This is a genomic window from Marinobacter sp. SS13-12 (assembly GCF_030227115.1).
GTDB lineage: Bacteria > Pseudomonadota > Gammaproteobacteria > Pseudomonadales > Oleiphilaceae > Marinobacter.
Genome location: NZ_JASSUA010000001.1, coordinates 1,445,178 through 1,470,189, shown reverse-complemented (window position 1 = coordinate 1,470,189; position 25,012 = coordinate 1,445,178). Strand labels below are relative to the sequence as shown.

The following is a 25,012-nucleotide window of genomic DNA, read 5'->3' as shown; positions in this document are numbered from 1 at the left end:
GTTGCGTTTATTGCTGGATAAGAACTCATTGCCGCCTGAAAGCCCCCTGACTCCATCCGTAGAGCAGGCCAAGAAAGAGAATGGCAAGAAACACGCCCATATCAAGCAAGGCAACCATTCCAACCTCCTTGTACACCACTGCCCATGGGTACATGAACGCCATCTCCATATCGAAAGCCAGAAACAGCAGCGCGTATCCGTAGTAGCGCGCGTGATAGCGCCCCCAAACCGGATCCCGCGACAGCACTCCAGAACTTGCCGGCACATCTTTTCCCGGCTCCTGACGTGTCGGGCCTATCGCGCGGCCAAGCCCGTAAAGGCTCAGAACCACACAAACGACGCCAAGCGCCATGCCCAGTAATAGAAGGTATTGTTGCCCAGCGCTCATGGTTTCCCCCAAGCTTGGTTTTCTGCGCGTCCGTTAGATAATGACCCACTTTCCAGCGTAGTCGTTGGTAAACCCACCCACGGCCGATCTACCAGCTGTAGACGCCCCGATTCAGGCCATCCCGAAAGGCGCTCAGCACCTTTGCCCCCCTTAGCGTAGCACCGGAGTATCCGTCGATATCATCTACCACCTCTCCGGGCTGATACAGCCGGAAGATTGCAGTCAGCGGCGCACCTTCCAGGCGCTCGGTGATTTGCTGATACTGGCGTAGTACCGGGTAGAGCTCTGCACCTTCATCCATGGTCAGATAGTTTTTGTCACCATAGAACAGGTGCCGGTAAGACATGGCCTCGATATGCCCATTCTCGAGCCGGAATTGCAGGCTGACCTGAATCTGGCCACGATCAATGAAGTTGCCCCGGTAGGTGCCATCCAGATAGTTGCCCGGTGCCAGGGCCAGCATCATCTGCCCCGAACGACCATCAACAGTATCCGCGGTTGCACTGGCAGAAGCCGGCTCCGGCTCAACCGAAGCTGACGCAGATTCACTGCCCTCAATGACACCAATCCGGTAAGACTCGAGGCGCGCAGCAGCACGGGGGCTGTGGGGACGACCATTGCCCTTGTCCTGCCAGGCGGAGGTCGCTTCTTTGCCACACCAGCGGGTGAAGGTTTCTTCCTCTGTGGGGTGGTTGGGCAGATACTCGGTAAGGTCGTACACAACGCCCTCAATGACTTTCCAGCAACTGCTGGCGCTATTATGTTCTGCCACCTGATCAAGGCGATAAACCGTCTCGCCATCACCATTGGTATCACTATCGGCATTAACACCGTCATCCGCAGGTTGTGATTCCGTGCGGCTCTGCACCATGTTCACCACCAACAGGGTCAGCACCACACTGACAAAGGCAACAAATCCGGTATAAGCAATTCGGTTACTGTTCATAGGAAATCAAAAGCCTCCGTGTGAATGCGATTGGCAGGCACACCCTCGTGCCTGAGCAGGGCTCTCAGATGGGCAATCATGCCGGGCGGCCCACACAGGTAGACCTCTCGCTCGGCGAAATCAGGGCAGTGTCGTGCCAGGTAATCCCGGGTGATGACACCGTTCTCGTTCATGTAGTGGGCGTGGACTGCAAAGGTGTCGCAGGCTTCGGCGATCCGGACCAGTTCATCCAGGTAATAAGCCCGCTCGGGCCGGTTGGCCAGGTAGAACAGACAGGCATCGCGACCTGCATCCGTACTTGTCATCTTCTCCCTGGCGCCAGACACAAACGGTGTGATGCCAATGCCACCTGCCAACCAGAGCTGCTTTCGCTGCGGCTCCTGTGACCCGGAACCCGGCACTCCAAAGCCCGTCGTCTCAAAAAACGTTCCGTAGGGCCCTTCAATGCGCACTTCAGCGCCCGGTTTGATGTTCACCAGTGCCCGGGTGGCATCCCCTACCGCTTTGATACCAATCCGCAGTTCATCATCTCCCGAGGCAGAGGCAATGGTGTAGGGGTGCTCTTCCCCATACCCGGCCGCCAGCGAGCGGTCCATCGGCGACAGGTACACAAACTGGCCGGCCTGCCAGCGAATCCCTTTGCCTCGTGGGCGCAAACGCAGTTCCACCACATCGCGGACAAGGGTATCAACCTCTTCAACCACATAGGGCTTTCTGGCCAGGCGGGGCGATAACACCTTGCGCCAGGCAATGGCCGCCAATGCCAGCGCCGATAACAGCCACCACACCCAGGCCACGGACGCCAGCATCAGGGTATGGATCAGCGCCAGAACCAGCGTTGGCACGGACAGCAGGTGCAACCGCTTCCAGTGCTGATAATGCAGGGTGCCAAAAAAACCGAGGGTAGGCGCAATAAAAATCAGCAGGGTGACAAAGGCTGCCCAGCCGGCCCACACTTCCCATTGGCTTAGCGGCGGAAAAAGGGTTTCTATACTGCGGCTAATTGAGAAGGGTAAGGTGGCGAACGCCAACAACAGCACATGGACCATCACCAGCATAAAGGCCGAAAATCCCAGCCAGCGGTGCATGGTCCAGACCCGCACCAGCCCACCAAACCACCGATCCGTACCGGGAATACGGGCGGACAACATGCCTGCCACCAGAAACGCAGACAGAGCCAGAACCCCGACCATTTCTGCCACCGAATACAGCCAGCCCTGACTACCCCAGGGCAGGCCCGGGGCGGTTACGATGACTGGCAGTAGAAATACACCCAGGATCAGGACATCGCCCGGATACCCTCTGAGCCTCATACTTCCTCCCTGTCAGCAGAGCGGATTCTCGCCCTTTTTTTGACTCTGCGCCTGGTGCCCCGGCATCCGACCTGAGTTAATCAGATCGCCTGAACAACCTCAGAAAGCATATCTCTGACTTTCCCGGCAACCTGCTTGAGCTCGTCATTATCAATGGCGGCCATGGAAACCACAGGGTCTACCGCGCTGACCTCTACACCCTCCGACACCTCACGAAGAATGACGTTGCAAGGCAGCATGGCGCCCACACGAGGTTCGATACCGATAGCTTCCCAGGCCATAGCAGGGTTACAGGCTCCCAGGATGAGATATGCCGGCATTTCCTTATCCAGCTTTTTCTTCATGGTGGCCTTGACGTCAATTTCCGTCAGCACCCCGAAGCCGTGATCGGCAAGTGCCTGGCGTGCTCTTTTGTCCACGGCCTCGAAACCCTCATCCGTGATAATTCGATTGATCGTGTATGACATGATTACCTCCAATGGTTCATAAGTTCAGAGCTTATCGCCGCTCTCTGTCGTAACGCCGCCGTAGCAGCATCGAATTACCAATGACCGAGAGTGAGCTGGCGGTCATTGCCACCACACCAATCATCGGGTGCAGAAGCCCCATAGCCGCTATCGGAATCGCTGCAGCATTGTAGCCACTGGCCCACAGCAGGTTCTCAACGATCTTTCTGAACGTCGCGCGAGACAACACCATGGCATCCACAACGCCGGACAGTTCGCCTCGTACCAGGGTAACGTCGGCAGCTTCGATAGCCACATCCGCGCCAGCGCCTATTGCAATACCCACGTTGGCCTGTTTCAGGGCCGGGGCGTCGTTGATACCGTCACCTACCATAGCGACATGGTTGCCGTACTTTTTCTGTAGTTCCCGAATGGCGTCCACCTTGCCCTCCGGCAACACCCCGGCACGCACCTCGTCGATGCCTACTTCGCGGGCAACCGCCTTGGCCGCGCGCTCGTTGTCACCGGTAATCATCACTACGTGCAGCCCCTGCTCGTGCATGGCACGAATGGCCGCCACCGATTCGTCCTTGAGCGTGTCGGCAACCGCGACAATGCCACAGGCCTGACCGTCACGGGCAACGATGACGGCAGTTCTGCCCTGTTCCTCAAGGTCGGAAAGGCTCTTATCCAGGGCTTCCAGCCCATTAACGCCATGCTCTTCCAGCAGGAGGCGATTGCCAATCAGCACGATTTTCTCACCGACCGTACCAGATACACCCCGGGCACCGGTGGAGCGGAAATCAACCACGTTCCCGGGCTTGATTCCTCGTTCCCGGGCGCCGTCCACAATGGCCCGGGCGATGGGATGCTCAGACGCATTTTCCACCGTGGTGGCAAGCTCCAACAGTTCCGTCTCCGAAACACCCTCGGCTGCTACGACATCAGTCAGCTTCGGCTCCCCCCGGGTGATGGTGCCCGTTTTGTCGAGGACCATAACCTTGACGTCCTTGAAGGTCTGGATGGCCTCTCCAGAGCGGATCAGGATGCCCCGCTCGGCACCAACGCCCGAACCGACCATCAGCGCCGTCGGCGTTGCCAGCCCCAGTGCGCAGGGGCAGGCAATCACCAGCACCGCTATAGCCGCCAGTATAGCCAGCACCGGTGTAGCCGCAGTTGGGTCTACCCACGGCAGGAAGCCGGCGCCCCACTCAAGGATTGGCCGGAGCGTATCCGCTGCCAACAGCCAGGCAACAAGACTGCCCAACGCGATAATCAGAACCAGCGGCACGAAGCGACCGGTCATGCGGTCCGCAAATTCCTGAATGGGCACCCTGGACCCCTGGGCCTCGTCAATCAGCTTCACCACCTGGGCCAGGAAGGTGTCACCGCCCACCCGGGTAGCCTTGACCCTCAGGCGGCCTTCCTTGTTCATGGTAGCGCCGATAACGGTATCCCCCGCGCTTTTATAAACCGGGACCGACTCGCCAGTGGCAATGGATTCATCCAGATGGCTCTCACCATCCACTACCTCACCGTCGGTCGGAACCTTGTCGCCAGGCCGAACAACCATGATGTCGCCGGGCGCCAGCTCTTTGACGGGTATTTCGACTTCCTCCCCATCCCGTTCCACACGGGCGGTCTTGGCTCCCAGGGTGAGCAACCTCCGGATCGCCTCTGATGCCTTGCCCTTGGCTTTCGCCTCCAGATAACGGCCAACCAGATGAAACGTCATAATGGTGGCGGCCATTTCGATGAATGAGGTCATCGGATAGACAAAGCCAACCAGACCAATCACATAGGGCGGCAGGCTGCCCATGGAAATCAGCACATCCATGTTGAAGGTGCCGTTTTTCAGGGAGCGCCATGAAGCCTTGTGAGTGGCTGCACCGCCGAAAAGAAACACCACCGGGAATGCCAGCAGGGCAACGATTGCCAGATACCCAGGCACCGGCTGCCAGAACATGTGGGGCACCATCAGCACCATGATCAGCGTGGTAGGCAGTGCCGCAATCCAGAGCCTGCGCAATGCAAGCTTGAGGTAGGCCTCATCAATGGCAGTGTCATCCTCCCGGTCAGCGTCCTCACCACCAGTGACTGCGGCCACATCGTAGCCTGCCCCTTCTACAGCAGCTTTCAGGGCTTCCGCGTCAGGTCCGTCAGCCTGAACCCGGACACTGACCCGGTGCTTGGCTATATTGGTGGATAACTCTTCAATACCGTCCAGACGACGAATCGTCTTGCTGATAATGCCCGCGCAATGGTCAGAACCCATGCCGGGTACGATCAATTCAAATTCCTTCTGCCATGGCGAAGCCTTGGTGTCCATCTGACTTATCCCTCTCTGTCCCGGTTGGCTGGCCATTCTCCGAACGCAATGACGTACAGCAGAATCAGATTCACCATCGGTATCAGGATCAGGAGTCCCAGCCAGCCCGGGTAGCCCGTACGCTGGCAAATACGCCAGGCCGGAATCACCACCACAATGGCAATCACCAGCATCCACAGCCAGTGCCCCGCCCACATGGTGTTGCCAAACATGTTATCTCCCATCATGGTAATGCTCTCCAAGTCGAATGCTGATTAATGGTGATCATGAGCATGAGATTCGTCATGTACTGAGTGCCCCGCTTCCTGGAATTTTTTCAGAAAAATCTGCTCTGCGACCGCGATAACAATCATCGCTACGACCGCTACGCCGATGACAAACGGATCAGTGTTCAGCTTGACCCAGACAAAGCCGCCAAGGACGAGCAAATCCAGCAGAATGGCCATAGCTGGCACCCACGCTTTGGCCTGTACATCTTCGCGCAAATAGCGAAGCACGCCCCAGTGGATGGCAATGTCCATAATCAGGTAAAACACAATGCCCAGCGCCGCTATGCGGGAGAGGTCAAAGAATGCGGTCAGGATCAGCCCCAGAACTACAGTGTAGACCAGTGTGTGCTTCTGGATGCTACCGGGCATGCCGAAGTGCCGGTGGGGGACCAGTTTCATTTCCGTCAGCATCGCCAGCATACGGGACACCGCAAAAATGCTGGCCAGAATGCCTCCGGCAGTAGCCATCATGGCAATGGCAACCGTGAACCACACAGCGTATTCCCCAAGTGCCGGGCGTGCGGCAGCGGCAAGGGAGTAATCCTGTGTCTCGACAATCTCAGCCAGGGACAGGTTGCTGGCAACGGCAAAACCGACCAACGTATAGATCACCACGCAGGCCGCGATGGAAATAATGATCGCCCGCCCTACGTTCCGCTTGGGGTCTATTACTTCGGAGCCGCTGTTGGTAATGGTGGTGAAGCCCTTGAAGGCCAGAATGCCAAGCGCGGTTGCGCCCAGGAAATTGCCCATTGTTCCGGCTTCTCCAGGGCTCGAGAAGTCAACAGAAAGGCTGTCGGCGATCCAGACCCCCACCACCCCGAAAATCAGTATGCCGCCGATCTTCAGAACGCCGATCAAGGAGGCCGTACCCTGAATCATCCGGTTGCCCAGCAGGTTGATCAGAAAAGCCGCCAGAATCAGCGACACCCCGAGAATGGGCACCATCCGGCCGCTTTCATCACCGCCGAAAAGCTGCATGGTGTAAGAGCCGAAGGTGCGGGCCAGAAAACTCTGGGCGATCACCATGGAAAAGTACATCAACAAGGCATTGAACGCCGTTGGCAACCGGTTTCCATAGGCTTTGTACAGGTACATGCCGATGCCACCTGCGGAGGGCCAGGCATTGGAGATCTTGATGTAGGAGTAAGCGCTAAAGCTGACAATCACGGCGGCGGCCAGAAAGGCCAGCGGGAAAAGAACGCCGGTCATCTGCGCCATCTGCCCGGTCAGCGCAAAGATTCCGGCGCCAATCATCACGCCGGTACCCAGCATGACAGTTCCCGGCAGGGTGAGACTGCCTTCCTGGTAGCGAGTGGTTCTATCCTGCTCCCTGCTCATTCAACCTCCTGTTATTCTCGCTTCTATTTACTTACGCTTCATCGGCGGGATCTTTGAACAGCAAAACGGCTCATGTTTGGCATTGGTGCGGACGTTGTCGTCCGTAAACCGATACCAGGCCAGTTTCCGTTCGGTCCACCACCCGGCCTTCAAATGGCCTCCGTGAGCTTTAATCAGCGCCAGAAGCTCGTCGATGGTCCAATGAGTTCCATCGTAGGTGACACGCAACTGGTTGTCTGGTTTCAGCTCGGCAAAGTCGACACAGGGATGATGGTTGAGTTCATGGATAAATTCGTCCCACTGATCCTCGCCAAGGCCCTTTACGGTCAGTTTCCGGCGTAACAGGAACTGCGCCTGGTTCGTTGCTTTGTGTGGTTTAATCATCGGATTGCACCTCTTGGCCTGATGCCTTTCCTGTATCAGAACACCCGAAACTGAACTACTGCTGAAAAAACGGGAGGATAAGCCGACATTTATCCGGCTTTTGATTTGAATCAATTAACAGGGGTCAGGGCCGGGATGGGGTATCCCGGCCCTTCATAGCTGCAGGATCAGAAAGTGAGTCTGGCGCCGACGACCGCAAACCAGTCTTCGGTACTGCCGCCTGAAACCCGGGCGAGATCGGCAGTGTCTCCGTACTTACGCTCGTGCACCACACCAACGTAGGGTGAGAATGCGCGATCAATAAGGTCATAGCTCAGCCGCAGGCCGGTTTCAGTGGAAACCAGCCCTTTGCCAACGCCAATTTCCTGGTCCTCACTGAACGCCACGGTGGCATCCAGTGTGGCTGAAAGTATCCAGTAGTTGGTCAGCAGCAACTCGTATTCGGCATCCAGTTCCGCGGAGGTGTCGCCCTCGTCGCTCACATAAAGATTGGCATCAATCTCGAACCATTGTGGTGCAAGCCCGGCAACGCCCAGAACGGCGTAGGTACGGTCTGGCCCCTCGGGTGTGTCGAATCGGACACCCGCCTTGGCGTCAAAGAAGTCGGAAATGGGAATCTGCCCGACCAACTGGTTTTCCAGCCCCTCGTAGGCCTGCTCCTCAATGGCGTACTCCCCTTTGGTCAGCCATCGGACTTTCAGATCGTCGGTGCCGTAGAAGAAGTCCGCATTCCAGACGCCCAGTTCCTCATCGTTATCACTGTAACGGTATTCAAGCTCCTCGAACTGCACACCCCAGGAGGTCAGAGCCTGCTTCCGTGCAGATGTGTCGGCAATCATTTCCTGAGCCGCTGCAGCACCCGGAAGCAGTAGCGGGCCCAACAGGCTGACGGCCATAAAAGTTCGGATACGACTCATGCATCACCTCCTTCTTCTGTCGCAACGTCTGCCTTTGCCTGAGTCGTATCAGGACCGCCCTCAACGATCACCTTGCGGAACATGCCGGCTGCCGCGTGGTAGGACAGGTGGCAATGGAAAGCCCACTGTCCCGGAGCATCGACCTCGGTTTCCATATACACCGTCGTGCCGGGCTGAACACTGACAGTGTGTTTGATGGGATTCCATTCACCTGCACCGACGTCCAGAATCGACCACATGCCATGGAGGTGCATGGGGTGCGTCATCATGGTTTCGTTGACGAATTTGAAACGGACGCGCTCACCGTACTTCAGACGGATCGGATCTGCATCTTCGTATTTCACGCCGTTGATGCTCCAGGTGTAACGCTCCATGTTGCCTGTCAGGCGCAGTTCGATTTCACGGGTCGGCTCCCGCACTTCATACAAAGGCTTCTGGGCCTTCAGGTCCGCGTAGGAAAGAAACTTGCCACCGTTCGCCGCGGCCGGGGCGATGCCACTTCCCTCGGCGTAAAATGGGTCACTGCCGCCTTCCATCATGGCACTGTGGTCCATATCGGACATGTTGGAGTGGTCCATATCACCCTGGGCTGTCATATCGCCGTGGTCCATGTCGCCGTGGTCCATTCCAGGCATTCCGCTCATGTCGGCCATGGTCAGCCTGGGCGCATCACGCATTGGAGGCACCGATGCCGCCATGCCCTCTTCCGGAGCCAGTGTTGCCCTGGCATAGCCGGAACGCCCCATAGACTCGGCGAAGATGGTGTAAGCCTGCGCGTCTTTCGGGCGCACGATCACGTCATAGGTTTCCGCGACGCCGATCCGGAACTCGTCGACGTTGACTGGCTGGACGTTATTACCGTCGGCCTGGACAACGGTCATGTCCAGCCCCGGAATCCGGACATCGAAATAGGTCATGGCCGATGAATTGATGAACCGCAGCCGGATGCGCTCTCCCGGCTCGAACAAACCGGTCCAGTTCTGTTCCGGCCCCATGCCGTTAATCATGCCGGTAAAGCCCTGAACGTCCTCGACATCAGCCTTCATCATGCGCATGTCGCCCCAGGCCATCCAGTCCTGGATGGTGTTCATCAGACCGTTTTTTGAAGCGTCCGAGAAAAACTCACCCACCGTTTGCTGCTGACGGTTGTAGTAATCGGGCATCATCTTGAGGTTCCGCATGATGCGGTCACCGGAATGGTGGTGTTTGTCCGTAAGCTGAACCACGTATTCGCGATCGTACCGGAAAGGTTCCCGCCCCTCTGGCTCGATGACGATGGCACCAAAAGCGCCATCGGGTTCCTGAAAACCGGAATGGCTGTGGAACCAGTAGGTACCAGCCTGGACAATCGGAAATTCATAGGTAAAGGTCTCACCCGGTTTGATGCCGGGGAAGCTGATGCCGGGCACGCCATCCTGCTCAAAGGGGAGAATCAGGCCGTGCCAATGAATGGATGTCATCTCATCCAGGTTGTTGGTCACGTTGATCTTGACGTTTTCGCCTTCTTTGAAGCGCATCACCGGTCCCGGAGATTTCCCGTTGTATCCGATACCCTCTTTCACGAAGTCGCCGGTATCAATTCTGACCCGGTCGACCGTCAGGTCGTATTCGCCGGCAAGAACCAGCGCCGGCACCAAGAGCGTCAAAAACCCTGTCAAAAGGCGTTTTTTCATCTATTTTGCTCCAGACTGCAACACGTTAAGACCGGGCTGCAGCGACTATGGCCGGCCCGGTCATTCATTTCTTTGTAAGTAACCGAAATTAGTAACCTGAGTTCATTAGCCAGAGTTACTTGAAATTGACTTCGCCATACATCCCGGCCTGGTAATGCCCGGGTACGTTGCAGGCAAATTCGATATTGCCTTGGCCGGTAAACTTCCAGACCACCTCCTGGCTTTCACCCGGCTCCAGCAGTACGCTATTGGGGTCGTCGTGCTTCATGGATTGACCATTGCCCATGTCCATTTCCATCATGTCGCGATTGAGCTTGCCGCCCTGTATAACGCCATGCTCAACCATCATCTGCATTTCTTTCTGATGAGCCTCGTGCATGTCTGCAGTGCCGATGTTGAACTCGTGCACCAGGGCACCCTCGTTTTTCACGCGGAAGCGAATGGTTTCTCCCGGCTTCACGGAGATGGACTCGGGCTCGTAGTAGTTATCCATCATGGTCACATCAATGGTGCGGGATACATCTTCCGCCTTCCCGGGCTCACCCCCGGAGCCACCCCCATGATGCCCGCCGTGTTCACCGGCGGCGTAGGCACCTGAGGAGATCGCCAATACCATGGCAGGTAACAGTGCATTCTTGAGGATCTGATTCATCGATTTCTCCCGGAACTGATCTGGCTGTTGGAATTTGATCGATACTCTGCCCCACTAACCTGAATTCTTGCTGAATTTTCCCGTTAACACTTTTTCAGGTTACATTCAGCAAACAGCCTTACACTTCAGTGAAATTCGAACTGCAGGAAACTTCATGCGATTGCTTCTGGTGGAAGACGACACACTTATTGCAGAGAGCCTGAACCGCCAATTGTCCGCCGCGGGCTTTACCGTTGATGAGGCTGGCACCGCAAAACAGGCGGAGCATCTTGGCAAACAGGAAGACTACCGGGCTGTGGTACTGGACCTGGGGCTACCTGATGGCAACGGCCTGGATGTCCTTAAAAGCTGGCGCGCCGAAAAACTGGCGATGCCGGTGCTGATCCTGACCGCCCGCGGCGACTGGCAGGACAAGGTGAATGGCCTCAAGGCCGGGGCAGATGACTACCTGGCCAAACCCTTCCAGACCGAGGAACTGCTGGCACGGCTGAATGCCCTGATTCGCCGCAGTGAAGGCCGGGTAGAAGCAAAGCTGAGCGCCGGTGGCTTCGAGCTGGATGAACACCGCCAGTGTCTGCATACACCGGATGGCCAGGAGCACTCGCTGACGGGCACCGAGTTTCGCCTGCTGCGTTGCCTGATGAGTCGCCCGGGGCAACTGTTCTCCAAGGAGCAGTTGCTGGAGCAGCTCTACAACCTCAACGACAGCCCCAGTGACAACACCATTGAGGCCTATGTGCGCCGGCTGCGGAAAATCACCGGAGCGGAAGCCATCACTACCCGCCGGGGTCAGGGATATATTTTCAATGCACTGGATTGACCCCCGACGCTCCATCCGCAGAAGCCTGCTCACCCTGCTGCTGCCCGCCGCCATCGCATTGATGGTTGCGGCCTGGATTGTCCATGGCCTGTTGCTGGAGCGTATGGCCCGGGGATTCGTTGAAGACCGGCTGCAGGACGAAGTGGCCTTCCTTGAACACCAGTTGCGCCAGTCTGGCCCGGAGGAGATCCGCAACATTGCCGAAGGTGATTACTTTGAGGAAGTGTTTCACCACGCCTTTGCCCTTCTTATCGGGAGCCAGGTACACAGTTCCCCGGCCCAATGGTCACGGGTGCTCGAACCCCTGCTGAGCGAGGTAGAAACCGGTCTTGTCCACAGAACCGATCCCCAGCCCGAAGATTCCATCGCCGATTTTCTGGCCTACCGCAAGGCTCTGACCCTCAACGGTGAAATTGTGGTGATCGTCGTAGCTGAGGATCTGGGCCACCTGCAGCAGAGCCAGCAGGAATTGCACCTGTGGACGGCGGTAGTCTCCGCCATCCTGCTGGTACTGCTGATACTGGCAATCTGGATGGCCATCCGACTCTCCCTGAGTTCCGTGAACCGTATTCAGCACGGCCTGACGTCGCTGCAAACCGGCGCCATTAATCGACTGGATGTGGACGCCCCTGCAGAGTTCCAGCCGTTGATCAGCCAGCTGAACCTGCTCCTGGACACCCTGGACCAGAGGCTTTCCCGATCCCGGGATGCACTGGCCAATCTCTCTCACAGCGTAAAAACACCGGTCTCCGCCATTCGGCAGGTGCTTGAAGATGACACCCGCGCCCTGGACCCGGAAATGCGACAACAGCTCGCCCAACGGCTTTCTGACATCGACCGCCAGCTGGAAAGCGAAATGCGCCGCAGCCGGTTTGCCGGCCCCCAGGCAGGCAAAGCCGCGAAACCCGTCAGCCAGGCACGGGATCTGCTTTGGATGCTGGGCAGACTGTATCCGGAGAAGAACTTCGAACTGGAAACCGAACTGGGCCCGGAAACCCGCTGGCCGATCGAAGAGCATGACCTGAACGAGATTCTGGGCAACCTTGTGGATAATGCGGGAAAATGGGCCAGGAAAAGTGCCGAGCTGTCTCTGAATGAATCCGCAGAACAGCTGATCATTAAAGTGGAAGACGACGGGCCAGGGGTTGGTGTCGATGCGCTTCCAACACTGGGCACCCGCGGCGTAAGACTGGACGAACAGACGCCCGGGCACGGGCTCGGACTGGCCATCGTCAGGGAAATCACAGATCGTTATGGTGGTAATCTGTCATTCAGTATCGGAACACGGGGAGGGCTCAGGGTGACTGTATCGATGCCCAGAGGAAGTCGACCATGAAAATCGGTGAAATCTCGAAAACGACCGGCATTCCGGTGGAAACCATCCGCTACTACGAGAAAATCGGATTGGTGCCGGAGCCCGAGCGGCAGGCCAGCGGCTACCGACACTACCGGCAGAGTCACCTTGACCGGCTGCTTTTCATCAAACGCTGCCGCAACCTGGACATGGCCCAGGATGAAATCCGCGAACTGATCCGCCTGGCCGACCAGCCGGATGCAGACTGCAGCGAGGTCGATGCCCTTCTGGCCCGCCACCTCAGCCACGTACGCGAGCGTCTGCAGGAGCTGGCGCGCCTTGAGGACACACTTGAACAACTCCAGCGAGCCTGCTCGGAAGGCCGTACCGTCAGTGAGTGCGGCATCCTCGGGGGATTGACTTCAGAGCCTGCCGTGGATCAACGGGCCGGTAATCACAACCATATCCCCGGCACCCACGGGGGGCGTTAAAACGGTTCGCATGCCATCTTTTGACTCTGTAGTAGCTACAGGGTCTTAAATGAAGACATCCATCAGACAGGAGGTATTCATGGCGTGTAGCTGCTCCGCACCCGAACCAAAATCCCCCGCTCCGGGCTTCCGAAAAGCCTTGTGGATTGCGCTGTGGGTCAACCTGGCCATGTTCCTGGTAGAGGGTTACGCGAGCCTCCAGTCCGGCTCTGTGTCGCTGCTCGCGGACGCTATCGACTTCTTCGGCGACAGTGCCAACTACCTGCTCTCGCTGTCCGTGCTTTCCATGGGCATGCTCTGGCGTGGCCGGGCTGCAATGGTGAAAGGCATAACCATGACCGTGTTCGGCTTCGCAGTGCTGGGCCGTGCCATCTGGGTAATGCAAAACGACATCACGCCGGAACCACTGACCATGGGGGCCGTCGGCTTACTGGCTCTGGTGGCCAACATGGGCGTTGCCATCATGCTGTTCAAATTCCGTGAGGGCGACTCCGACATGCGATCAGTGTGGCTGTGCAGTCGCAACGATGCTATCGGTAATGTGGCAGTGATGGTGGCGGCCCTGGGTGTCTTCGGCACTGGCACAGCCTGGCCAGACCTCATTGTCGCCGCCATTATGGGCAGCCTCGCAATCACCGCCGGCATCAGCGTCGTGCGCCATGCGCGCAGCGATATTGCCCAGGGAAAGGTCGCTGCAGCGGCATATAACGGCTGAACAGAGGCATCCGTACAGGCTTTCCGGAAACTTCTCAAAGTGCACTGCTTCTGATCGAGTGCTAAGGTTATTTCGTAGAGATTGATAACGTTGCACGCCAACAGTCAAAAGGAGCCTTACATGAACACATCAAAGGATACCGCCGGCGGTAAGCAGCCGTTTCTGTCAGACATCAAGAACATCCGCGAACGCGCCCGCGCAAACATGCGTGACGGTGCAATCACCGACGGCTACAAGGCCGACCGGGAAACCGTGATCAAGATTCTCAACGAAGCGCTCGCTACCGAGATCGTCTGCGTGCTGCGCTATAAACACCACTACTACGCCGCTGACGGGCTGAATGCTGAAGCCGTCGCTCAGGAATTTCTCGAGCACGCACAGCAGGAACAGGAGCACGCCGATCAGATAGCCGAGCGTATTGCCCAACTGGGCGGCAAGCCGAATTTTTCACCGGACAGCCTGTCAACCCGCAGCCACTCCGAATACATCGAGGGTGATACGCTCAAGGAGATGATTGAAGAGGATCTGGTGGCAGAACGTATCGCCATTGACAGCTATCGCGAGATTATCCAGTACCTGGGCGACAAGGACCCGACGACACGCCGGTTGATGGAAGAGATTCTCGCAGTCGAGGAGGAACACGCCGACGACATGGCCGGCCTCCTGCAGGATTACGACTGAGAACCGGAATTACGGATCAGCCTTCAGTCAGGGGATAACCAACGCCACCATCACCGGGATAAACGCCAGCGCGAACAGCGTACTCAGCAAGGCCGTGCCCGCGGCCTGTTTCGGAGCGGTATCCAGCAGCGTGGCAATGACCACTGTATTGGCGGCAATCGGCGTTATGGAGATCAGGAAGAACGCCTGGTACACGGCAAGGTTGTAGATGCCGAAGAAGCTGGCGTCCAGCCACCAGAATGCCATGGCCGCTATCGGCCAGGACACGAATTTGCCGAAAAAGGCCAGGCCGGTGAAGCGAAGATTGCCCGCCAGCCCGCGGAAACTGAGAATGCCCATGCCGATAATCATCATGCCCAGGATGCTGTAAGCCCCGCGCAGGTTGTCGAACAGGGGCGTGAACACATCGGGGATGGAGAAGCCCGAAAGATTCAACATTACCGCCAGAACGAACGCGTATACCGACGGCAGCCTCGCGACCCGCACCAGGGCATCTTTCAGGCTGTAACGCCCCCTGGCCGCCAGGTAAAAGCCGACGGAATTCTCGAACAGCGTTGTCCCCAGCATGCACACAATATAGAGCGCCAGCCCTTCCTGACCGAATAACAACAGGGCTACCGGTATGCCGAAGTACCCCGTATTACCGGTTCCCACCGACAGTGGAATGAGACTGGCACTGTCGTCCGTGATTATCCGTTTGGCAATCACCAGATGCACAAAGCCGATGACACAACACATGGTGAACGTCAGAAACGGCAGCAGGATCACTTCCGCCGACAGAGGAGCCGCCATGACGCCAGCAAACACCACCGATGGCGTCATGATATAAAGCATGATGCCGGCAATATGCTTGCCGCTCGCTTCCAGATACCGACCCGCAATCCAGCCGAGGGTCACCGTTACATAGAGCGGAATCAGCTTCAGAAAAAGAGCAAACGCAGCGGCCATCAGCACTCCATGTAGACAGCATTTTCAGGGACAGACAGGGTGCGAAGTCTATCACCTACCCCTCCAGAGGTAACTCCCCAGCGCAATGGTGAAATCTCCCGACATGCTTGACAATGGTCAACAGCATTAGGGATGCATCTTTATATCCTAGCAGGGCAGTCAGGTACTTCATAAAAGACCAAGGAGAGAGACCCATGGCCGAGCGCTTTACCAAAAGCATGGCCAGGAACATATATCTGGGAGGAAGTGCATTCTTCATCCTGTTGTTTCTGGCCCTGACTTTGGACACACAGGTGCGGGCAATGCCCGAGCGGGATAACCGCGACCAACTCACCGATCAGGTGGTTCGTGGCAAGCACGTCTGGGAGAACAACAACTGTGTCGGTTGTCATTCCCTGATGGGTGAAGGTGCGTACTTCGCGCCGGAACTTGCCAATGTATTCGACCGCCGCGGCGGTGGGAACAGCGAAGTCTTCAAGGCATATATGAATGCCTGGATGAACTCCATGCCCACCAATGTGCCCGGCCGCCGGCAGATGCCGAATTTCAATCTGACCGTGCAGGAAATCGAAGACCTTTCCGCCTTCCTGGAATGGACATCGAAGATTGACGACAACGACTGGCCACCCAACATCGAAGGCTGAGGGCACCGATATGAAATACGAATCTCAAAGGGTGGCGATGCCCTACTTCATCTTTGCCCTGGTTCTGTTTGCCGGGCAGATACTGTTCGGGCTGATCCTGGGGCTCCAGTACGTGGTGGGTGACTTCCTGTTTCCGGAAATCCCCTTCAACGTGGCGCGGATGGTTCACACCAACCTGCTGATTGTCTGGCTGCTGTTCGGCTTTATGGGGGCCACCTACTATATGGTCCCGGAAGAAGCGCAAACGGAGCTTCACAGCCCGCTGCTGGCGTGGATCCTGTTCTGGGTTTTCGCCGTTGCCGGCACCCTGACCATTCTTGGTTACCTGTTCGTGGACTACGCCACCCTGGCCGATGTCACCATGAACAAACTGCTGCCAACGATGGGGCGGGAATTCCTTGAGCAACCCACCATCACCAAGATAGGCATTGCACTGGTGGTTGTCGGGTTCCTCTACAACATCATGATGACCGCCCTGAAGGGCCGCAAAACCGTCGTCAATATTGTGCTGATTACCGGCCTCATCGGCCTGGCGGCACTGTGGATGTTTTCCTTCTACAACCCGGGCAACCTGACTCTGGACAAGTACTTCTGGTGGTTCGTGGTGCATCTGTGGGTGGAAGGCGTCTGGGAACTGATCATGGGCGCCATACTGGCCTATGTGCTGATCAAGCTGACCGGCGTGGACCGGGAAGTCATTGAAAAGTGGCTTTATGTCATCATCGCCATGGCGCTGATTACCGGCATCATCGGTACCGGGCACCACTTCTTCTGGATCGGCCCCCCTGAATACTGGTTGTGGCTGGGCTCCGTATTCTCCGCCCTTGAGCCGCTGCCGTTCTTCATGATGGTGATCTTTGCCTTCAACATGATTAACCGGCGGCGCCGCAACCATCCCAACAAGGCTGCCATGTTGTGGGCCATGGGTACCGCGGTGATGGCCTTCCTGGGTGCCGGTGTCTGGGGCTTCCTGCACACCCTCGCTCCGGTGAACTACTACACCCACGGCAGCCAGATTACCGCAGCCCACGGCCACATGGCCTTCTACGGGGCCTACGTAATGATCGTGCTGACCATCATCTCCTACGCTGTACCGATCATGCGTGGCCGGCCATACGGCAACAGCAATACGGCGCAGATTGTCGAGATGTGGGGCTTCTGGCTGATGACCATCTCCATGGTCTTCATCACGCTGTTCCTGACCGGTGCCGGTGTATTGCAGGTCTGGCTGCAGCGGCTTCCGGAAAGTGGTGAGGCACTGTCGTTCATGGCAACCCAGGACAACATTGCCCTGTTCTACTGGGCGCGCCTGATCGCCGGCTGTTTCTTCATGGCTGGCCTGGTGGTGTACTTCGGCAGCTTCTTCATCCAGGGGCAAGCATCCCCCGCTGAAGAGGTCCGTGGGCCTGCCACCCAGGACGCATAGTAACCGCAGGCCGGGGCCCATCGCTCCGGCCTGCCTACCCCCCAACGGACATTTACCGTGCATGAGCAGACACTCCCGAACAAGGACACTCTCCAGAAGAAACGGTTGCTGACACGCACCGCTTTCTTCGGGCTGTTTCTGCTTGCGCCGGTGCTCAATATTTTCCGATACGATCTTACGGAAACCCACTTCATACTTTTCGGGTTTCCCCTTTCATTCAATCTCGAGCTGGCCTGGGTCAGCCAGAGTTCACCGGCCGAAGTGGCCGGGCAGATCCTGTTCTGGTTCATACTCCCCATTACACTCCTGGTTCCGCTGGTACTCTGGATCGCCTGGAAGTGGGGGCGGATTTATTGCGGTTGGCTTTGTCCGCACTTTTCGGTTGTAGAAACCATCAATCATTTGATGACCCGGATTACCGGCCGCCCCACATTGTATGAGGCACTGAAAAAGGGCCGGAGGGGAAAGGCACTGCACTGGGCTGGCCTGACACTGGCATGCGCACTGATCGGCTTCTCCTGGGCGCTGGCCATGCTGTCTTACCTGTTACCACCAATCCCTTTATATACGGATCTGGTTACTGGCAACCTGGCGCTTTACCCGGCCATTTTCCTGGCCGTGGCCACGTCACTGTTCACCCTTGATTTCCTGTTCGCCCGACATCTGTTCTGCAAATACGGCTGCGCCTTCGGGGTGGTCCAGAGCATCGCCTGGATGACCAATGGCAAAGGCAAGGTTGTCACTTTTGATACCGAACGGGCTGCTGCCTGTCGCGACTGCACCAAAGCCTGCGACGAAGCCTGCCCGATGCGGCTACCTACACGAAGCCACAAGCGGGCTAAGTTCACCTGCACCCAGTGCCTGCAGTGTGTCAGCGCCTGCCGCGAGGTGCAGAAGAACAATCCGGAAGGTTCCCTGCTGAGCTGGGAGCCCGGTGAACCTGGCAAACAGACCGTTCTGATTCCGGTTCGCCAGGTTGATCCATCCCCACGCCAGCAAAGCGCCTGAACCTGAGGAGTTGAAATGGAAGAGTGGGTAGGCTTCAAGTGGCACGAGTACATTACCCGGCAAGCCATGGGCGAGTTCCCGGAGCACGCGGTTCATCTGAAAGATGAAGCGCGAACCCTGGGCGTCCTGTTTCGGGCGCTGGGTGGTGACCCGGCGCTGAGCCTGGTCACCGCCGAACCCCGACATTTCCGTACCCGCCGCCGATTCCTGCAAAAACTGGCGGGCACCCACAAAAAGTTTGAACTGGCCTGGCGTGATGAACAGAGCCTTCGACTGCCAGAGCGCCTGGCGCTGTTTCCCTCGAAAAAAGTTAACCGTGACCTGTACCTCTGGCTGGCGGCGCTGGCTTCTCTTGGTGAGCTCACCGATTCCGACTGGCTGACCGGCAACCAGGCCATGGTCCAGACCCTGCTGGCCACATGGCCGGGGCTGGAACCGGTTTACCAGCGGCTGGTGCGCCACACCCTGCAATGGCGCCCAACCCCTGATTCCCTGCCAGCGGCCGAAGGGCGCCGCGAAGAGGCCATTCGCCGGGCACTGATCGATCCTGGCAGCGTAGAAACCCTGCCCCGGGCGGAGTCCGATCCCTGGCCGGTTATCATCTGGCTTTATCCCACCCTTGCGCTTGGCAAGGTCACCGGCCAGATCATTGGTGACGATAACCTGACGTCGACGCCGGGAGGCTTGGCTAAAAAACGCAAGCGCCGGCGTGCAGAACGAGTGGATGCCTTCGACAAAGACCAGGGCCTGATGCTGTTCCGCCTGGAAAGCCTGTTCTCCTGGAGCGAGTTTATTCCCGTAGACCGTGCCAGCGACGATACCAAAGAGGACGATGCCGATGCCGTGGCCGATGACATGGACATGATTTCTGTCTCCAAAGACCGCCGGGAGGCGTCCTCCGCCATCAAGTTTGATCTGGACCTGCCCTCTGAAGAAAACGACGACCTGCACCTGGGGCCCGGCATCCATCTGCCGGAATGGGACTGGCGCAGCCAGAGCTACCGGGAAAATTTCTGTTGCCTGCAGCCCATGCTGAGCAAGGAATCAATTCCGACCAGGCTGCCGGACCACCTGTCGCAATCTGCCACGAGGCTGCGCCGTCAGTTCAGTGCCCTGAAACCACTCCGGCAATGGGAACGCCGGCAGACCGAAGGCGAGGAACTGGACATGGACGCCTGCATGGAACGGGAAGTCCAGCATCGCCGGGGCACCGGGGTCATCGACCAGAAGCTGTTTCGCCGTTGCAAACAGAACCAGCGGGATTTGGCATGCCTGATCCTGGCGGACATCTCGATGTCCACGGATACCTTCATCAACAACAGCCAGCGGGTCATCGACATTGCCCGGGACGGCTTGCAACTGCTCAGCGAGGCCCTGCAGGCAAGCAGGGACCCGTTTGCGATTTTCGCCTTCTCGTCACGCCGCCGGGACCACGTGCGCTTCCATCACATCAAGGCGTTCGACGAGCCCTACAATGACATCAGCCGCGGCCGCATCCAGGCACTGGAACCCGGTTACTACACCCGCATGGGCGCCGCCATCCGGCAGGCCACCCGATTGCTTCAGGGCCGCCACGAACATCAGAAAATCCTGCTCCTGCTCACTGATGGCAAACCCAATGACCTGGACCTGTACGAGGGCCGGTACGGCGTGGAAGACACCCGAATGGCCGTCCAGGAAGCCCACAAAGCAGGCCTGACCCCCTTCTGCGTCACCATCGACGACGACGCCAACGAATACCTGCCCTATGTCTTTGGCAGCAACCATTTCGTGGTCATCAAGGACCCGGTGCAGCTGCCGCTGCAGCTGCCAAAACTCTACATGAACCTGACCCGCTAACCCCATGCAAGCTTCCGACCCGATAACCCGTCACCTGCCCGGAGACCTCGCGGTCTGGTTCTTTATCTTTGCGGAACTGGCGGTATTCGGCATCCTGTTCATCGGCTTCGGCGTCGCCCGCAGCCTCGACCCGGAAACCTTCAGCGCCGGCCGACAGGTACTGCATCCCTGGACCGGCCTGGTCAACACCATCGGTCTGATCACCGCCAGCTACCTGGTAGCCGTCGCCGTCCACCGCCTGCGCCACCGCCAGCCGGGCATCACCTTGTTACTCTGGGGCGCCATCGCAGCCTCCTGCATCTACACCTTCGGCAAACTCTGGGAATACGCAGACCTCTACGGCAGCGGCTACAACCTCGGTACCGACACCTTCTTCATGTTCTATTTCTTCCTCACCTTCTTTCACTTCATGCACGTGATACTGGGCCAGATCATTCTGGTTGTACTGGCAGTGAAGGTTAAGCGGGGCGACTACAACGGGGACGACATGAACGGCATGGAGTCCGGTGCATCCTACTGGCACATGGTGGACCTGGTGTGGCTGGTGTTGTTTCCGATGCTGTATGTGCTGGCGTAAGGAGGAGAGCAAATGCTAGCGGTCTACATTGCCCTGATGGTTTGCACAATGACGCCGGTGATTGCCTTGCAGGCAGGCGCCGACGCTTCCGTTCTGGTGTGGCTGGTGTTTGCACTGGTCATCGTGAAAGCGCTTCTGCTGGTCGATCATTTCATGGAAATGCGCAAGGCACCCGCTGGTTGGCGCTTCGCTGCACAGGCATGGGCACCGGTTGTGGTTACAGGTTTGGCGGTCTTTCACTGGTTAAGCTGAAAGCTTTGCGCAACCAGCAACCAGACCTCTGCTGTTATCGATATTTCCCGGGAAAATAAGGAGGCTTGTCCCCAATAGCCTGAGCCAGAGCGATCATCCCCCACAGCACAAACGACGTATGCAGAACGATGGACCAGACAATGGCACCGGTCCAGAAGTTGCCGGTGTTACCAAACAGCAGCCAGAACACCCCTACACCGCTGAAAATCAGTACTGCACCAATGATCGACATATAAAATGTTGCCCGTACGTGGGCCCGTCGTATGGTTGATGCCTGCTCAGTATTCAAAAACAGCCACAACAGTACCGCGAATCCGATCACCGGCAGGGCCAGCAGGTTCAACAGGTACCAGACAACAGGGACGACTGCCCCACTACTGGCCTTCGTCTGACTTCCCGAATACGGCATAAACCACCTCCATGAGTGCGCTGACTGTTGCTTCGTCGTCCGACAATGGCTCTATCATCCCGGCCCGACAGGCTTCCGTGATGGGCACGCCGGCCCTGATCAGATGGGCAGTATGAATCAGCAGGCGTGTCGAAGCGGCCTCCTCCAGATCGTGATCCTTGAGGTTACGAACTGACCGGGCCAGATTCACCAGTTGCTCCGCCAACTCCCGATCGCAACCGGACTCCTCGATTACAATGGTCTGCTCTGTCCCGGCATCCGGGTAATCAAAACTCATCGAGACAAAGCGTTGCCGGGTGCTGGGCTTCATCCCTTTCAGCAGGCTCTGGTAACCGGGGTTGTAGGACACCACGAGCATGAAACCGGGTGCCGCTTTCAGCACCTCTCCGGTGCGCTCGATCGGCAGTTCCCGACGGTCGTCCGCCAGTGGGTGCAGGACAACGGTCGTGTCCTTGCGGGCCTCCACCACTTCATCAAGGTAGCAGATGCCACCTTCGCGCACTGCCCGGGTCAGAGGCCCGTCCTGCCAGTAAGTGCCATCGGGGCCGATAAGGTGTCGGCCCACCAGGTCGGCGGCAGTCAGGTCATCGTGGCAGGCAACCGTATACACCGGCCGCCCGAGTTTTTCGGCCATGAACCGGACAAAGCGGGTCTTGCCGCAGCCGGTTGGCCCCTTGATGAGCACAGGCAATCCGTTATTTGCCGCGGCTTGAAAGAGTTCTATTTCGTTGCCTGCAGCCTGGTAAAACGTCATTGGGTTGTATCCTTTGAAGTCTGACGGTCGGGTAAGGCAAAGCCGTATACCCATTCAGGGAAGATCGCGAACCTTTGCCGATCATCTGCCCGTTTTAATGTGGCCAATGCCTGCTCACAGGCCTCTACAGTGTGGTTCCAGCCGGCCTGCCGGTACCAGCCTGCCGCCATTGTCGGCTCCCCGGACCAGCTCACCACAAGGCTGTTCCGGGTCAGGAAAGGCTCCACGAACCCGAGCTCCGAAACCGCAGCGTAGGTATTGTTATGGAGCAATAACCCCAGCGCAGAGCTGTAGTCACCTGCTTCGTATAACTGACCGGGCTCGGGCACGATGCCCTCTTTCTTCAGCGCCACCAGCGGCAGGCTCGCACCCAGGGGATCGCGGCCGGCAACTGTGGCAAGGTCACGACCCTGCAGTTCACTGAGACTTCTCACCCCGGCTGTCCTGCGGGTGACCCAGACCGCAACCGGAAGATTGCCATCCCGGTTCACCGCCTCCAGTACCGGTGCTGGCTCAGCATCCCCGGGGATGCCCGGCAAAAAAGCCAGCGCAAGGCCCGGCGCCGAGGCGCCGACCCGGATGTCGGCTTCGCAGCCCCGTGAGCGCAGATACTCCGTCAAGCGGTAGCGCGATACCGTCGCAGCACCGGTGGCAGTCTCAATCCCGATCGGAATCCGCGCGCTTTCAGCGCCGGCATGGGCGGCAAACAACACGGCCATCGCAAGGCCAGGCAATGCCCACCGCGATTCAAAGACCAAGTGCATGGGCCCGGCTAGTGAAAAAGATGCCACTGGGTTTCTCGGCTCTGAGCGTTGCGACCGGCTCGAGAGTGCGGGTGTTGTAAACGGTCACCCGGTTGCTGTCCCTCGCTGACACCCACACTTCTTCGCCCCGGGGGGTAAACTCCATGTGCAGAACCGCCTCGCCGGGTTCCAGCGTGCGGATAATTTCCCGGGTTTGCGAATCAATCACCTGTACCACATCGTTATCCGGGTGGGCAAAGCTCACCCAGATCTGGCGATTGTCCGGGCTGGCCATCACAAACACCGGCTGGCCCTGGACCGGAATTCGATCGACCAGTGACCAGTCCGTCATATCGGCCACCAGCACCTGATGGTGGCCCACAGCCGGTACAAAAGCCCGTCCGTCGGCGATGGCCCAGCCCTCAAGATGAGGCATCTTGTACACCGGCAGCTTCTGCTCACCCTTGCCATAATCCGGCAAAATTTCTGTCACACCCTGCTCCGGATTCCACATATCCAGCAGCGACAAGCCATCTTCTCCAAACAGGCCCGCAATGTAGTAACGGCCATCCGGGGTGATCAAGGCATCGTATGGCGACTCGCCTGCCTCGAAACGGGTGATTTCAGCGGTTTCGTCACTCATGTCGAGGGTCCAGATCTCTCCCGCCTCAAACAGGCTGAACACAAACAGGTTCCCTGGCGCGTCCACCAGACCGACGGTTTTCGATTGGCCGGTCTCACCGTGCCCGCTGGTGTATGTAGCAGGTACATCTGCCACCAGCTCCATGGTCTGGCTGTCAAACACTTTCACGCCACCCGGCTCGTAGTTGGACACCGCCACATAGCGGCCATCCTGTGAAATCGCACCGCCGATGCTGTTACCGGACTGGATAACCCTGTCGACAATGGATTGGCTCAACAGGTCCACCTTTGTGAGGCCACCGTCCCGACCGAACACGTACCCGTAGCGGGCGTCCCTGGAATAGACCACGGATGCATGGGACAGATCCCCCAGGCCCTCAATGCGGCCCAGTACTTCATGGCGGGATGTATTGATGACCAGCACCGAACCAGTCGCGCGCTCAACGATCAGTCCCAGATCACCGGTACCCATGATGTGGGGGCGGGAGTCTGATCCTGAGAGTGCCTGACAACCGCTCAGGCCAAAGGCCAGAAGCAATGCCAACAGCAACTTGCAGGGCGCCTTGAACTTTAGATCCATGATTGATCATTCCTCCAGATTGGCCCTCAGGGCGAAACCAGCGCACCGGATTTCAACTGTTCGCTGATCCAGCGAATCTCTTCAGGGGATAACAGCGGTTTCCAGGGCGGCATGGCGGAACCCGGGACGCCCTCGCTGACAATGGCGGCAATAGCCTCCACTGGCAGATGTCCGAGATTCTCCGGTCGCAATGGCGGGCCGAGCCCACCACGAAGAGTCAGCCCGTGACAGGAACCGCAATCCTGAATCACCAGGTTTGCCAGCCGGGCCTGCTGAGGCGGAGCATTGCCGTCCTCACTACCAAGCAGCACCGCAGGGGCAAAAAACAGACCGGCACAGAGCATGCTGATAACCCGATTTCGCCTTTGACCTGCCAACCAGACTCTGTTCAATCCCTGCTTCCTCCCACGTATTACCCGCATCCTGACGACCCTGCCAAATGCCATCCTTGATATTGGTTAAAACAACCAGCCAATGCCAGAACTCTTTGGGTGTACCCACCTTTGGGTAAACGCTGGACAAAAAACAAAC

At 57.9% G+C, this 25,012-nt stretch carries 28 protein-coding genes; 11 read left to right on the top strand and 17 right to left on the bottom strand.

The annotated features are described in order from the left end of the window. Positions 1–25: 25 nt before the first annotated feature. The 11 genes from QPL94_RS06755 to QPL94_RS06705 form a co-directional block, all read right to left on the bottom strand. On the bottom strand, positions 26–388 hold the full coding sequence (locus tag QPL94_RS06755; RefSeq protein WP_285356363.1) for an NADH-quinone oxidoreductase subunit A: 363 nt from the start codon (positions 386–388) through the stop codon (positions 26–28). An 88-nt stretch (positions 389–476) separates the two neighbouring features. Further along, complete coding sequence (locus QPL94_RS06750; protein WP_285356362.1) at positions 477–1,334, bottom strand: cytochrome b5 domain-containing protein; 858 nt, start codon at positions 1,332–1,334, stop codon at positions 477–479. Then, complete coding sequence (locus QPL94_RS06745) at positions 1,331–2,647, bottom strand: ferredoxin reductase family protein (protein ID WP_285356361.1); 1,317 nt, start codon at positions 2,645–2,647, stop codon at positions 1,331–1,333. The genes QPL94_RS06750 and QPL94_RS06745 overlap by 4 nt, the downstream gene beginning before the upstream one ends. Before the next feature lie 80 nt (positions 2,648–2,727). After that, entirely contained in the window at positions 2,728–3,114 is a 387-nt protein-coding gene (locus QPL94_RS06740; RefSeq protein WP_285356359.1) for a DUF302 domain-containing protein, read from the bottom strand. A gap of 31 nt (positions 3,115–3,145) precedes the next feature. Beyond that, positions 3,146–5,422 carry a heavy metal translocating P-type ATPase gene (locus QPL94_RS06735; RefSeq protein ID WP_285356358.1) on the bottom strand — a complete coding sequence of 759 codons (2,277 nt, stop codon included), beginning with the start codon at positions 5,420–5,422 and terminating at the stop codon, positions 3,146–3,148. Between the two features lie 5 nt (positions 5,423–5,427). Continuing rightward, on the bottom strand, positions 5,428–5,649 hold the full coding sequence (locus QPL94_RS06730) for a DUF805 domain-containing protein (RefSeq protein ID WP_285356357.1): 222 nt from the start codon (positions 5,647–5,649) through the stop codon (positions 5,428–5,430). Positions 5,650–5,676: 27 nt separating this feature from the next. Continuing rightward, positions 5,677–7,032 carry an APC family permease gene (locus QPL94_RS06725; protein WP_285356356.1) on the bottom strand — a complete coding sequence of 452 codons (1,356 nt, stop codon included), beginning with the start codon at positions 7,030–7,032 and terminating at the stop codon, positions 5,677–5,679. Positions 7,033–7,059: 27 nt separating this feature from the next. Next, the gene (locus QPL94_RS06720; protein ID WP_285356355.1) at positions 7,060–7,416 is read right to left on the bottom strand and encodes a hypothetical protein; all 357 of its coding nucleotides are present in this window, start codon (positions 7,414–7,416) and stop codon (positions 7,060–7,062) included. Positions 7,417–7,583: 167 nt separating this feature from the next. Next, entirely contained in the window at positions 7,584–8,333 is a 750-nt protein-coding gene (locus tag QPL94_RS06715) for a copper resistance protein B (protein WP_285356353.1), read from the bottom strand. Further along, positions 8,330–10,006: a copper resistance system multicopper oxidase gene (locus QPL94_RS06710; protein WP_285356352.1), complete on the bottom strand. Its 1,677-nt coding sequence runs from the start codon at positions 10,004–10,006 to the stop codon at positions 8,330–8,332. Before QPL94_RS06710 ends, QPL94_RS06715 begins: the two co-directional genes overlap by 4 nt. Positions 10,007–10,121: 115 nt before the next feature. Next, on the bottom strand, positions 10,122–10,658 hold the full coding sequence (locus QPL94_RS06705; RefSeq protein WP_285356350.1) for a cupredoxin domain-containing protein: 537 nt from the start codon (positions 10,656–10,658) through the stop codon (positions 10,122–10,124). Positions 10,659–10,812: 154 nt separating this feature from the next. Here QPL94_RS06705 and QPL94_RS06700 point away from each other — a divergent pair, with 154 nt between their 5' ends. The 5 genes from QPL94_RS06700 (at position 10,813) to QPL94_RS06680 (ending at position 14,659) form a co-directional block, all read left to right on the top strand. Beyond that, complete coding sequence (locus QPL94_RS06700) at positions 10,813–11,478, top strand: response regulator transcription factor (RefSeq protein WP_285356349.1); 666 nt, start codon at positions 10,813–10,815, stop codon at positions 11,476–11,478. Further along, entirely contained in the window at positions 11,465–12,814 is a 1,350-nt protein-coding gene (locus tag QPL94_RS06695) for an ATP-binding protein (RefSeq protein ID WP_285356348.1), read from the top strand. The genes QPL94_RS06700 and QPL94_RS06695 overlap by 14 nt, the downstream gene beginning before the upstream one ends. After that, positions 12,811–13,263, top strand: a complete 453-nt coding sequence (cadR, locus tag QPL94_RS06690) for a Cd(II)/Pb(II)-responsive transcriptional regulator (protein ID WP_285356346.1) — start codon at positions 12,811–12,813, stop codon at positions 13,261–13,263. Before QPL94_RS06695 ends, cadR begins: the two co-directional genes overlap by 4 nt. A 79-nt stretch (positions 13,264–13,342) precedes the next feature. Beyond that, on the top strand, positions 13,343–13,978 hold the full coding sequence (locus QPL94_RS06685; RefSeq protein ID WP_285356343.1) for a cation efflux transmembrane domain-containing protein: 636 nt from the start codon (positions 13,343–13,345) through the stop codon (positions 13,976–13,978). 120 nt (positions 13,979–14,098) lie between these two features. Continuing rightward, entirely contained in the window at positions 14,099–14,659 is a 561-nt protein-coding gene (locus QPL94_RS06680) for a ferritin-like domain-containing protein (RefSeq protein WP_285356342.1), read from the top strand. Positions 14,660–14,686: 27 nt separating this feature from the next. On the opposite strand, the gene QPL94_RS06675 is transcribed toward QPL94_RS06680, so the two are convergent. Further along, positions 14,687–15,607 carry an AEC family transporter gene (locus QPL94_RS06675; protein ID WP_285356339.1) on the bottom strand — a complete coding sequence of 307 codons (921 nt, stop codon included), beginning with the start codon at positions 15,605–15,607 and terminating at the stop codon, positions 14,687–14,689. Between the two features lie 194 nt (positions 15,608–15,801). On the opposite strand from QPL94_RS06675, the gene QPL94_RS06670 reads away from it, so the two are divergent. Genes QPL94_RS06670 through QPL94_RS06645 form a run of 6 tightly spaced genes read left to right on the top strand, consistent with a single transcriptional unit; the run spans position 15,802 to position 21,353 of the window. Further along, entirely contained in the window at positions 15,802–16,251 is a 450-nt protein-coding gene (locus QPL94_RS06670) for a c-type cytochrome (protein ID WP_285356338.1), read from the top strand. A gap of 10 nt (positions 16,252–16,261) precedes the next feature. Next, on the top strand, positions 16,262–17,677 hold the full coding sequence (locus QPL94_RS06665) for a cbb3-type cytochrome c oxidase subunit I (protein WP_285356337.1): 1,416 nt from the start codon (positions 16,262–16,264) through the stop codon (positions 17,675–17,677). 57 nt (positions 17,678–17,734) lie between these two features. Beyond that, positions 17,735–18,685, top strand: a complete 951-nt coding sequence (locus tag QPL94_RS06660; protein WP_285356336.1) for a 4Fe-4S binding protein — start codon at positions 17,735–17,737, stop codon at positions 18,683–18,685. 15 nt (positions 18,686–18,700) lie between these two features. Further along, positions 18,701–20,524 carry a nitric oxide reductase activation protein NorD gene (locus QPL94_RS06655; RefSeq protein ID WP_285356335.1) on the top strand — a complete coding sequence of 608 codons (1,824 nt, stop codon included), beginning with the start codon at positions 18,701–18,703 and terminating at the stop codon, positions 20,522–20,524. A gap of 4 nt (positions 20,525–20,528) precedes the next feature. Beyond that, positions 20,529–21,101 (top strand): cytochrome c oxidase subunit 3, encoded by a 573-nt coding sequence (locus QPL94_RS06650; protein WP_285356334.1) that lies wholly within the window; start codon positions 20,529–20,531, stop codon positions 21,099–21,101. A gap of 12 nt (positions 21,102–21,113) precedes the next feature. Further along, a complete protein-coding gene (locus QPL94_RS06645) occupies positions 21,114–21,353 on the top strand; it encodes a cytochrome C oxidase subunit IV family protein (RefSeq protein WP_285356333.1) in 240 nt (79 codons plus the stop codon). Positions 21,354–21,387: 34 nt separating this feature from the next. On the opposite strand, the gene QPL94_RS06640 is transcribed toward QPL94_RS06645, so the two are convergent. Genes QPL94_RS06640 through QPL94_RS06620 form a run of 5 tightly spaced genes read right to left on the bottom strand, consistent with a single transcriptional unit; the run spans position 21,388 to position 24,873 of the window. Further along, the gene (locus QPL94_RS06640; protein WP_285356332.1) at positions 21,388–21,762 is read right to left on the bottom strand and encodes a hypothetical protein; all 375 of its coding nucleotides are present in this window, start codon (positions 21,760–21,762) and stop codon (positions 21,388–21,390) included. Further along, on the bottom strand, positions 21,728–22,516 hold the full coding sequence (locus QPL94_RS06635; protein WP_137435623.1) for a CbbQ/NirQ/NorQ/GpvN family protein: 789 nt from the start codon (positions 22,514–22,516) through the stop codon (positions 21,728–21,730). The genes QPL94_RS06640 and QPL94_RS06635 overlap by 35 nt, the downstream gene beginning before the upstream one ends. Continuing rightward, on the bottom strand, positions 22,513–23,280 hold the full coding sequence (locus QPL94_RS06630) for a PhnD/SsuA/transferrin family substrate-binding protein (RefSeq protein WP_285356331.1): 768 nt from the start codon (positions 23,278–23,280) through the stop codon (positions 22,513–22,515). The genes QPL94_RS06635 and QPL94_RS06630 overlap by 4 nt, the downstream gene beginning before the upstream one ends. Beyond that, a complete protein-coding gene (locus QPL94_RS06625; protein ID WP_285356330.1) occupies positions 23,264–24,481 on the bottom strand; it encodes a cytochrome D1 domain-containing protein in 1,218 nt (405 codons plus the stop codon). Before QPL94_RS06625 ends, QPL94_RS06630 begins: the two co-directional genes overlap by 17 nt. 26 nt (positions 24,482–24,507) lie before the next feature. Next, positions 24,508–24,873: a c-type cytochrome gene (locus tag QPL94_RS06620; RefSeq protein WP_285356329.1), complete on the bottom strand. Its 366-nt coding sequence runs from the start codon at positions 24,871–24,873 to the stop codon at positions 24,508–24,510. Positions 24,874–25,012 lie beyond the last annotated feature (139 nt).

Bases quoted from the DNA above. Each gene is read 5' to 3' on its own strand.
- QPL94_RS06755 (WP_285356363.1), bottom strand. From the start codon at position 388: ATGAGCGCTGGGCAACAATACCTTCTATTACTGGGCATGGCGCTTGGC.
- QPL94_RS06750 (WP_285356362.1), bottom strand. From the start codon at position 1,334: ATGAACAGTAACCGAATTGCTTATACCGGATTTGTTGCCTTTGTCAGT.
- QPL94_RS06745 (WP_285356361.1), bottom strand. From the start codon at position 2,647: ATGAGGCTCAGAGGGTATCCGGGCGATGTCCTGATCCTGGGTGTATTT.
- QPL94_RS06740 (WP_285356359.1), bottom strand. From the start codon at position 3,114: ATGTCATACACGATCAATCGAATTATCACGGATGAGGGTTTCGAGGCC.
- QPL94_RS06735 (WP_285356358.1), bottom strand. From the start codon at position 5,422: ATGGACACCAAGGCTTCGCCATGGCAGAAGGAATTTGAATTGATCGTA.
- QPL94_RS06730 (WP_285356357.1), bottom strand. From the start codon at position 5,649: ATGATGGGAGATAACATGTTTGGCAACACCATGTGGGCGGGGCACTGG.
- QPL94_RS06725 (WP_285356356.1), bottom strand. From the start codon at position 7,032: ATGAGCAGGGAGCAGGATAGAACCACTCGCTACCAGGAAGGCAGTCTC.
- QPL94_RS06720 (WP_285356355.1), bottom strand. From the start codon at position 7,416: ATGATTAAACCACACAAAGCAACGAACCAGGCGCAGTTCCTGTTACGC.
- QPL94_RS06715 (WP_285356353.1), bottom strand. From the start codon at position 8,333: ATGAGTCGTATCCGAACTTTTATGGCCGTCAGCCTGTTGGGCCCGCTA.
- QPL94_RS06710 (WP_285356352.1), bottom strand. From the start codon at position 10,006: ATGAAAAAACGCCTTTTGACAGGGTTTTTGACGCTCTTGGTGCCGGCG.
- QPL94_RS06705 (WP_285356350.1), bottom strand. From the start codon at position 10,658: ATGAATCAGATCCTCAAGAATGCACTGTTACCTGCCATGGTATTGGCG.
- QPL94_RS06700 (WP_285356349.1), top strand. From the start codon at position 10,813: ATGCGATTGCTTCTGGTGGAAGACGACACACTTATTGCAGAGAGCCTG.
- QPL94_RS06695 (WP_285356348.1), top strand. From the start codon at position 11,465: ATGCACTGGATTGACCCCCGACGCTCCATCCGCAGAAGCCTGCTCACC.
- cadR (WP_285356346.1), top strand. From the start codon at position 12,811: ATGAAAATCGGTGAAATCTCGAAAACGACCGGCATTCCGGTGGAAACC.
- QPL94_RS06685 (WP_285356343.1), top strand. From the start codon at position 13,343: ATGGCGTGTAGCTGCTCCGCACCCGAACCAAAATCCCCCGCTCCGGGC.
- QPL94_RS06680 (WP_285356342.1), top strand. From the start codon at position 14,099: ATGAACACATCAAAGGATACCGCCGGCGGTAAGCAGCCGTTTCTGTCA.
- QPL94_RS06675 (WP_285356339.1), bottom strand. From the start codon at position 15,607: ATGGCCGCTGCGTTTGCTCTTTTTCTGAAGCTGATTCCGCTCTATGTA.
- QPL94_RS06670 (WP_285356338.1), top strand. From the start codon at position 15,802: ATGGCCGAGCGCTTTACCAAAAGCATGGCCAGGAACATATATCTGGGA.
- QPL94_RS06665 (WP_285356337.1), top strand. From the start codon at position 16,262: ATGAAATACGAATCTCAAAGGGTGGCGATGCCCTACTTCATCTTTGCC.
- QPL94_RS06655 (WP_285356335.1), top strand. From the start codon at position 18,701: ATGGAAGAGTGGGTAGGCTTCAAGTGGCACGAGTACATTACCCGGCAA.
- QPL94_RS06650 (WP_285356334.1), top strand. From the start codon at position 20,529: ATGCAAGCTTCCGACCCGATAACCCGTCACCTGCCCGGAGACCTCGCG.
- QPL94_RS06645 (WP_285356333.1), top strand. From the start codon at position 21,114: ATGCTAGCGGTCTACATTGCCCTGATGGTTTGCACAATGACGCCGGTG.
- QPL94_RS06640 (WP_285356332.1), bottom strand. From the start codon at position 21,762: ATGCCGTATTCGGGAAGTCAGACGAAGGCCAGTAGTGGGGCAGTCGTC.
- QPL94_RS06635 (WP_137435623.1), bottom strand. From the start codon at position 22,516: ATGACGTTTTACCAGGCTGCAGGCAACGAAATAGAACTCTTTCAAGCC.
- QPL94_RS06630 (WP_285356331.1), bottom strand. From the start codon at position 23,280: ATGCACTTGGTCTTTGAATCGCGGTGGGCATTGCCTGGCCTTGCGATG.
- QPL94_RS06625 (WP_285356330.1), bottom strand. From the start codon at position 24,481: ATGGATCTAAAGTTCAAGGCGCCCTGCAAGTTGCTGTTGGCATTGCTT.